General features: G+C 68.2%; 7 protein-coding genes. 3 read left to right on the plus strand and 4 right to left on the minus strand.

Features of this window, described 5'->3' with window-relative positions:
• Positions 1-145: 145 nt before the first annotated feature.
• The 3 genes from JWP65_RS12915 to JWP65_RS12925 all read right to left on the minus strand — a co-directional run bounded on the left by JWP65_RS12915 (position 146) and on the right by JWP65_RS12925 (position 3555).
• Positions 146-1609, minus strand: a complete 1464-nt coding sequence (locus JWP65_RS12915) for a carboxylesterase family protein (RefSeq protein ID WP_299764324.1) — start codon at positions 1607-1609, stop codon at positions 146-148.
• Between the two features lie 82 nt (positions 1610-1691).
• Positions 1692-2570, minus strand: a complete 879-nt coding sequence (locus tag JWP65_RS12920) for a TauD/TfdA family dioxygenase (RefSeq protein ID WP_299764327.1) — start codon at positions 2568-2570, stop codon at positions 1692-1694.
• Positions 2571-2586: 16 nt separating this feature from the next.
• Complete coding sequence (locus JWP65_RS12925; RefSeq protein ID WP_299764329.1) at positions 2587-3555, minus strand: tripartite tricarboxylate transporter substrate binding protein; 969 nt, start codon at positions 3553-3555, stop codon at positions 2587-2589.
• Positions 3556-3653: 98 nt separating this feature from the next.
• Between JWP65_RS12925 and JWP65_RS12930 the strand changes: the two genes are divergently transcribed.
• Positions 3654-4430 carry an IclR family transcriptional regulator gene (locus JWP65_RS12930; protein ID WP_299764331.1) on the plus strand — a complete coding sequence of 259 codons (777 nt, stop codon included), beginning with the start codon at positions 3654-3656 and terminating at the stop codon, positions 4428-4430.
• A gap of 11 nt (positions 4431-4441) precedes the next feature.
• Here the strand turns inward: JWP65_RS12930 and JWP65_RS12935 are convergent, their stop codons facing one another.
• Positions 4442-5077, minus strand: a complete 636-nt coding sequence (locus JWP65_RS12935; RefSeq protein WP_299764333.1) for a GntR family transcriptional regulator — start codon at positions 5075-5077, stop codon at positions 4442-4444.
• 100 nt (positions 5078-5177) lie between these two features.
• Between JWP65_RS12935 and scpA the strand changes: the two genes are divergently transcribed.
• Complete coding sequence (gene scpA / locus JWP65_RS12940) at positions 5178-7349, plus strand: methylmalonyl-CoA mutase (RefSeq protein ID WP_299764335.1); 2172 nt, start codon at positions 5178-5180, stop codon at positions 7347-7349.
• A gap of 142 nt (positions 7350-7491) precedes the next feature.
• Entirely contained in the window at positions 7492-8535 is a 1044-nt protein-coding gene (gene meaB, locus JWP65_RS12945) for a methylmalonyl Co-A mutase-associated GTPase MeaB (protein WP_299764337.1), read from the plus strand.
• Positions 8536-8617 lie beyond the last annotated feature (82 nt).

Raw genomic sequence — 8617 nt, forward strand, 5'->3', positions numbered from 1 at the left:
CCACCTGGTCAACCTGGAAGTGGTGAACACCTATGAAGGCACGCACGACATCCATGCGCTGATCCTGGGGCGGGCGCAGACGGGGATCGCGGCTTTTTGAAAGGCATGGGTACCGGGTCGGGCCCGAAGATCCAGTCCCGCCGTCCTACTGGTCGCCGTAAAACCGGTCGAGAAAATCCAGCTGCGCGCCGCGCCACCCCGCGTCCGGCTCGCACTGCTGCGACAGCACCAGGTGGTTGTCATCCTCGACGCGGTACGGCTCCCACCGCGGCACTCCCGGGTCGCCAGTGGCGGCAAACGCCACCCACGCCTTGCGCATCAGCCGCGACAGGGCCTCGTCGGCCGCAGCGAACGCGCCGCCGGCCGCCAGGTTGCCGAACACATGCCCCACCTCGTCACCGTGGTGCGGCCCGTCGGCCTGTCCCGGCCGGCGGCGCCGGAACAGGTACTTCCAGGTTCGCGGCTCCAGCGGGGCCATGCCGCGGGCCAGCAGCCGCGTGCCGTAGTTGAACTGCGTGTCGGCGAACATCGCCGCCACCGCACCCCCCGCGTGCCCGTGGCGCTCAGCCGGGTAGAGCGTCGCCGCCTCCTCGGCCAGGGCGCCGAAGCTGGTCTCCAGCTGCTCCCGGTACGCGGCCAGCGTGTCCACCGGCCACGCCTGCGTCAGCGCCGAGCCTTCGTCCGCATTGCTGCCCACCAGCAGCGGCATCCGGTGGATGCGGCCCTGCCGCAGGGCGCCGCGTTCGTCCCGCGGCAGCACCCAGCCGTCCAGGATGGGCCGCAGCACCCGCGGCCGCGTGAGGGCGCGGACCTTGGGCGCCAGCAGTCCGGTGCGAGCCAGCACCTCCTGCGCCGTCAGCCGCCGCAGCGCGGCAAGGTCCGCGCCCAGTGTCAGGCCCGCCTGCTCGGCAGCGGCCAGGGTTGCCAGAGGCCGGCCCGCGCCCGGGCTTTGCAGGATCGCGCGCTGGAACAGGCCACTGGCCAGCGGTGACGTGAGCAGCAGCGCAATGGACGCCGAGCCGGCGGAAAAGCCGAACGCCGTGACCCGCGCCGGATCGCCGCCGAAATCCGAGATGTTGGCCTGAACCCAGCGCAGCGCCGCCAGCTGGTCGAGCAAGCCGTAGTTGCCCGAAGCGCCTTCGGCCGACTCGGCGCTCAAGGCAGGATGCGCCAGGAAGCCGAACAGCCCGCACCGGTAGTTGAGCGTGACCACCACTGCGCCTTCAGCGGCCAGGGCGGCGCCGTCGTAGAGCACGTCGGAGCCGCTGCCGGCCGTGAAGCCGCCGCCGTACAGCCAGACCAGCACCGGCATCGGCGCGGGCGGCGCGACGGTCGGCGTCCAGACGTTCAGGTAGAGGCAGTCCTCGTCCTGGCGGGCCGCCCGGAAGCCGGCGGCCGGCGGCTGCGGAGAGTCGGGGCCGAACGCCAGCGCGTCGCGGATGCCGTCCCAGCGCACCGGCGGCTGCGGCGGCCGCCAGCGCAATGCGCCCGCCGGCGCGGCCGCATAGGGAACGCCCTGGAACACGGCGCCGTCGCCGCGGCGGCGTCCGCGCAAGTGGCCTTGCGCCGTCTCGACGGTGAGGAAAGTGGATGCGGGTTCGGTGTCCAAGCCAGGTCTCGTGTCGTGTGTGCAACGCAAGTCTAGGCGAGTGCCCACCGGCTCCAGCCGGCGGTCGGCCCGGGCTGAGCCCTCAGGCCGCCATCAGCAGCGCCTCGGGCGTGTCGTTGATCGTGGTGCGGCGCAGCTCGCGGCGCTCGGCCACGTCGTAGCGGCGGCCGCGGTGCAGGGTGGCGCGGTTGTCCCAGATCACCAGGTCGCCCACCTGCCATTCGTGCACGTAGACGCGTTCGCGCTGGGTGGCATGTTCCAGCAGGTCTTGCAGGTACATGCGGCTCTCGGCCGTCGGCCAGCCCAGGACCTGGCGGGCGTGCACGCCGACGAACAGCACCTTGCGCCCGGAGCCGGGGTGGCTGTCGACCAGCGGCCAGACAGCCGGGGGGATTTCCTTTTTCTGGTCGTCGGTGTAGGCGTCGTCGCCCAGCAGCAGGCGGGTGTGCAGCGCGAAGTGCTCGGCCTTCAGGTCCTGGATTTCCGCCTTGGTGCGCGTGTCCAGCGTGTCGTAGGCCGCGCGCAGGTCGGCGAACTCGGTGTTGCCGCCCCAGCTGGGCTTGATCACGCAATGCAGCATCGAGTACGCCGCGCGCGGGTTCATGAACGAGCTGTCGCTGTGCCACAGCTGGTTGGCGAAGTTCGACAGGTTCTTGGGCGAGTCGCGCCGCGCCACGTTGCCTTCCGCGTCGACGTTGGAGATGTCGATCAGGCGCTCGTCCTCCAGCCGCTCCTTGCGCTTGAAGACGCGCTTGAGGCCGATGTCCAGCGGGCCGAACGACTTGGCGAAATCGATCTGCTGCTGCGGCGTCAGCGGCTGGCCGCGCCAGACCAGCACGGCGTGCTCGTTCATCGCGGCGTTGATGGCGTGCCGGTCGGCGTCGGTCAGCGGGCGTGTCAGGTCGACGCCGCTCGCTTGGGCGCCGAACACGGGGTGGATGGGCTTCAGTTGCAAAGTCATGTGCTTCTCCCGGCGCTCACTCGGTCTGGATCTTGGCGTCGGTGACCACGCGGCCCCAGCGCTTCATCTCGGCGCCGATGAAGGCGTCGAACTGCTCGGGCTTGCTGCCGATGATCTCCAGTCCGTACTCCTGGGCGCGCTTTTTCATGTCGGGGGAAGCCAGAGCCTTGGCGGTGTCGGCCTGGATCTTCTGCAGCACCGCCTTGGGCGTGCCGGCGGGGACGACGAAGCCGAGCAGGGCGCCGACGTCGAAGCCGGGGATGAGTTCGGCGACCGTCGGGTAGTCGTGGCCTTGCACGCGCCTGGCGCCCAGGGTGGCGATCAGCTTCATCTTGCCGGCCTGCACGTAAGGCAGGATGGACAGGAACGGGTCCACCACCAGGTCGAGGCGCCCGCCCATGAGCTCGGTGTGGGCCGGGGAGCTGCCTTTCATGGAGATGTGCTGCATCACGAAGCCGGCTTCCCGCTTGAGCAGCTCGGCGCCCAGGTGGGTGGTGCTGCCGGCGCCGGGGGTGCCGTAATTGAGCTTGCCCGGGTTGGCCTTGGCGTAGGCGATCAGCTCCTTGAGGTTGTTGAAGGGCGCGTCGGGGCGGGCCACGATGGCCAGCTGCATGTTGAACAGCTGCGTGACGCCGGCGATGTCCTTTTGCGTGTCGTACGGCAGCTTCTTGCGCAGCGTGGGATTGACGGCGAACGAGGAGTTCACCATGCCGATCGTGTGGCCGTCGGGAGCCGACTTGGCGACGAAGTCCGCGCCGATGGCCGTGCCGGCGCCCGGCTTGTAATCGATCAGGACCGGGTGGCCCCAGGTCTCCTGCAGCTTCATCGCCAGCTGGCGGCCGACGGTGTCGGTCGGGCCGCCGGGCGGGAACGGAATGATGATCTTCACCGGGCCGGTGGGGAAGTCCTGGGCCACGGCGGGCGCGGCGGCGGCGATGGCCAGGACGCCAGCCAGCAGGCTCGCGGTCAGTTGGACGAGGCGCAAGGCATGTCTCCTTTATCGATAGAATGGAACGCAGTTTCAGAATCTTAGCGGTCTTCCGGTTGAAATGGAACAGCGTTTCGAAAAATCGGAGGTATCAGGTGCTTGCAGGCGATTCCACAACCCGCGACGAAGTCAGCGCCCTGGGCCGCGGCCTGGCTTTGCTGCGCGTGCTGGCGGATGCCGGCGTGCCGCTGTCCAACAAGGAACTGGCCGATCGCTGCGGCATTCCCAAGGCCACGGTCTCGCGCCTGACGGCGACGCTGCAGTCGGCGGGCTTCCTGCGGCTGTCGGCCGACGAACGCTTCGCCCTCGGGCCGGCCAACCTGCTCCTTGGCAGTGCCTTCCTGCGCAGCTACGACTTCCGGCAAGAGGCTCGACTGCACCTGGCCGAACTGGCCGAAGCCGCGGGCGCCAACGTGCACCTGGGCGTGCGGGAGGGCCTGGACATCCTGCTGATCGACACCCTGCGGCCGCGCTCGGCGATGATCGTCTCGCGCATGGACGTGGGCGCCCGCATGGCGATCGCCACCTCGGCCGTCGGCCGCGCCTATTACGCGTCCCTGCCACCGGACCGGCAGGCGGCGCTGCAGGAAGACATCCGGGCCGCCAGCGGTGAGCAATGGTCGCAGGTGCAGGCGCGGTTGGAGGCGGCGCTGCAGGAGCACGCGCTCCACGGATTTTGCAGTTCCTTTGGGGAATGGCATCCCGAGATCCATGCCGTCGGCTTCAGTCTGCGCGGAGCGCGCGGTGAGTTGTACGGCGTCAGCGTGGGCGGGCCCGCCTACCTGCTGACCCGCGAGTTGCTGATGGGCCACGTGGGGCCGCGCCTGCTGCAGACGCGCCGGGCGATCGAGGGCGAAGCCGGACTGGCCTGAGGCCTGAGGCCTCAGGCAGCCGCTTCCAGCCCGTTGCGGAAGTGGTCCTGCATGCGCTGCATGGTGGCGTCGGGGTCACGCCGCAGCAGTGCGTCGATCACGGCGCGGTGCTCCAGCAGCGACTCTTGCAGCCGGCCTGACTTGAGCAGCGAGTTGTGCCGATTGAGCTTCATCACCTTGCGCAGATCGGCCACCATCTGGTTGCGCCAGCGGTTGCCGGCCAGCTCCAGCAGCCGCATGTGGAAGCGCTCGTTCAAGGCAAAAAAACGTTCTCGATCATCCTGCGCGCGCTCCAGCTCCGCGTGCAGGCCTTGCAATTCCTTCAGCTGCGCATCGCTCGCGCGCTGGGCGACCACGGCCGCCGCATCGCTTTCCAGCAGCGCCAGCAGGTGGTACACCTCGGCCAGGTCCTGCTCCGAAACTTCCGTCACGTAGGCGCCGCGGCGCACCTTCATCGTCACCAGGCCTTCGGCGGCCAGCACTTTCAGCGCCTCGCGCAGCGGCGTGCGGCTGATGCCGTACTCCTCGGCCAGCTTGAGCTCGTCGATCCAGCTGCCCGGCTCGAGCTGGCGCGCGAAGATGCGTTGGCGCAGCAGCTCCGCAACCTCCTGGTAGAGGGCGCGGGGGGCAAGGGAGACAGTTGACATGCGCGGATTCTAGGTTGAAATGTAATTCTGCATCAATAATTATGAATGATGTAAGATTCGGGCCGCCACGCAGGTCGCCGTTTCGTCACAGGAATACGCCATGAGCCAGAACACGAATCCGAACCCGCCTTCCGCTGCCGAATCACTGGAGAAGTGGCGCCAGTCGGCCGCCAAGTCCGCCCCCGGCGGCCAGGTCGATGCCCTGAACTGGGTGACGCCGGACGGCATCACCGTCAAGCCGCTGTACACGGCGCTGGATCTCCAGGGCCTGCAGCACACCGACACGCTGCCCGGCTTGGCGCCATTCCTGCGCGGGCCGCAGGCCACCATGTATGCGGCGCGGCCGTGGACGATCCGCCAGTACGCGGGCTTTTCAACGGCGCAGGAATCGAACGCCTTCTATCGCAAAGGCCTGGCCGGGGGCGGGCAGGGCGTCAGCGTCGCCTTCGACCTGGCCACCCACCGGGGCTACGACAGTGACCATCCGCGCGTGGTCGGCGACGTGGGCAAGGCCGGCGTGGCGATCGACTCGGTGGAAGACATGAAGATCCTGTTCGACGGCATTCCGCTGGACAAGGTCTCGGTCTCGATGACCATGAACGGCGCCGTGCTGCCGGTGCTGGCCGGCTACGTGGTGGCGGCGGAGGAGCAGGGCGTGGCGCAGGACCAGCTGTCGGGGACCATCCAGAACGACATCCTCAAGGAGTTCATGGTCCGCAATACCTACATCTACCCGCCCGAGCCTTCGATGCGGATCGTGGGCGACATCATCGAGTACACGGCGCAGAAGATGCCCAAGTTCAACTCGATCTCGATCTCGGGTTACCACATGCAGGAAGCCGGCGCCAACCAGGCGCTGGAGCTGGCCTTCACGCTGGCCGACGGCAAGGAGTACGTCAAGACCGCCATGGCCAAGGGCCTGGGGGTGGACGCCTTCGCGCCGCGCCTGTCGTTCTTCTGGGCGATCGGCATGAACTTCTACCTGGAGATCGCCAAGATGCGGGCGGCGCGCCTGCTGTGGTGGCGGATCATGAGTGAGGTGGGGGCGAAAAACCCCAAGAGCCTGATGCTGCGCACCCACTGCCAGACCTCGGGCTGGTCGCTGACCGAGCAGGACCCGTACAACAACGTGGTGCGCACCACCATCGAGGCGATGGCGGCGGTGTTCGGCGGCACCCAGTCGCTGCACACCAACAGCTTCGACGAGGCGATTGCGCTGCCGACCGAGTTCTCGGCCCGGATCGCCCGCAACACCCAGCTCATCATCCAGGAGGAGACCCACATCCCCGACGTGATCGATCCCTGGGCCGGCAGCTACATGATGGAGAAGCTGACCCAGGACATGGCCGACGCCGCCTGGACCATCATCGAGGAAGTGGAAGCGATGGGCGGCATGACACGCGCTGTCGATTCGGGCTGGGCCAAGCTGAAGATCGAGGCCGCGGCGGCCGAGAAGCAGGCCCGCATCGACTCCGGCCGGGACGTGATCGTCGGCGTCAACAAGTACAAGCTGGCCGAGCAGGATGCGATGGAGATCCGCGAAGTCGACAACGTGATGGTGCGCGAGCAGCAGATCGCCCGCCTGGGCAAGATCAAGGCTTCGCGCGACCCGGCCAAGGTGCAGGCGGCGCTGGAGGCGATGACCACGGCCGCCCACGACGGCACCGGCAACCTGCTGGAGCTGTGCATCCAGGCCGTGCGGCTGCGCGCCACGGTGGGCGAGGTGAGTGATGCATTGGAAAAGGTATTCGGGCGCCATCGCGCCGATACGCAAAAGGTGACCGGGGTGTATGCAGCCGCCTACGACTCGGCCGAGGGCTGGGACAAACTGAAGTCGGAGATCGCGCAATTCGCGCAGGAGCAGGGCCGGCGCCCGCGCGTGATGGTGGCCAAGCTGGGCCAGGACGGCCACGACCGCGGCGCCAAGGTGGTGGCCACGGCCTATGCCGACCTCGGTTTCGACGTCGACATGGGTCCGCTGTTCCAGACGCCGGAAGAATGCGCCCGGCAGGCGATCGAGAACGACGTGCACGCGGTGGGCATCAGCACGCTCGCAGCCGGCCACAAGACGCTGGTGCCGGCGATCATCGCGGAGCTGGAAAAGCAGGGCGCCGACGACATCATCGTGTTTGTCGGCGGCGTCATCCCGCAGCAGGACTACGAGTTCCTCTACCACGCCGGCGTCAAGGGCATCTACGGCCCCGGCACCCCGATCCCGGCCAGCGCCAAGGACGTGCTGGAACAGATCCGCCGCTCCGTCGCCAAGTCGTGACCGCCCCGGCCTTCCTGGCATTGCGCGCGGTCCCTCCGGGAGAGGGCGGGGCTGAGGACACGCCGCCGCGAAATTGGGTTCTGACCCCTGTTGTCCCGCCCCCTCCCCCTCCGGGGACGGGCTGGGCTGGGGGTGCTCTGTGGTGAACTTCTCCCAATCTCTCCTTGGCCCCGCCGGCGCCCAGCAACGCCGCGCCATCGCCAAATCCATTACCCTGCTCGAATCGACCCGTGCCGACCACCGCACGCAAGCCGACGCGCTCCTGACCGGTCTGCTGCCCCACACCGGCAAGGCTTTCCGGCTCGGCATCAGCGGCGTGCCGGGTGTCGGCAAAAGCACCTTCATCGAGGCACTGGGCCTGTACCTGATCGCGCAAGGCAACCGGGTGGCCGTGCTCGCCATCGATCCTTCGTCCACCGTTTCCGGCGGATCCATCCTGGGCGACAAGACGCGGATGGAGCACCTGTCGGTGCACCCGCAGGCCTACATCCGGCCCAGCCCTTCGAGCGGCACGCTGGGCGGCGTGGCGGCGCGCACGCGCGAGGCTATGCTGGTTTGCGAAGCGGCCGGCTATGACGTGGTGATCGTCGAGACGGTTGGCGTGGGCCAGAGCGAGACGGCGGTGGCCGGCATGACCGACATGTTCGTTCTGATGCAGTTGCCCAATGCCGGCGACGACCTGCAGGCCATCAAGAAGGGCGTGATGGAGCTGGCCGACCTGGTCGTCATCAACAAGGCCGACCTCGACGCGGCGGCCGCCACGCGCGCGCGTGCGCAGATCACGTCGGCGCTGCGGCTCTTTGGCCACCATGGTCATCCGTCGCATGCGGATGCGTTGCGGGCGGCCCACGCAGCGCCGGGCTCGCCCGAGGCCGAGGTGCGCTTCTGGCAGCCGCAGGTCATCCAGATGAGCGCCTTGCGGGGCACCGGCATCGACGGGTTCTGGGCGGCGGTCACGCAATTCAGGTCGCTCCAGACCGCCAACGGCAAGCTGGCCACGCGCCGCGAAAAGCAGGCGCTGGCCTGGATGTGGGAGCGCATCGACGCCGGGCTCAAGCAGGCTTTTCGCCAGCATCCGCAGGTGCGCGAGTTGCTGCCGCAGGCGATCGCCCAGGTGGCCGCAGGCACGCTGCCAGCTTCCACTGCGGCACGAAACCTGCTCTCCGCGCATGCGGGACAGGCATGACCAGCTATCAAAACAATAGCAGAAACAAGACAACAACCTACCTCTGACGACATGAAAGAAATCCTCGAAATCTTGGAAAAAC

This window comes from Ramlibacter sp., from assembly GCF_028292805.1.
Taxonomy (GTDB): domain Bacteria; phylum Pseudomonadota; class Gammaproteobacteria; order Burkholderiales; family Burkholderiaceae_C; genus Ramlibacter.

Excerpts from the sequence above, each read along its gene's own strand:
- JWP65_RS12920 (WP_299764327.1), bottom strand. The coding sequence starts at position 2,570 with ATGACTTTGCAACTGAAGCCCATCCACCCCGTGTTCGGCGCCCAAGCG.
- JWP65_RS12935 (WP_299764333.1), bottom strand. The coding sequence starts at position 5,077 with ATGTCAACTGTCTCCCTTGCCCCCCGCGCCCTCTACCAGGAGGTTGCG.
- scpA (WP_299764335.1), top strand. The coding sequence starts at position 5,178 with ATGAGCCAGAACACGAATCCGAACCCGCCTTCCGCTGCCGAATCACTG.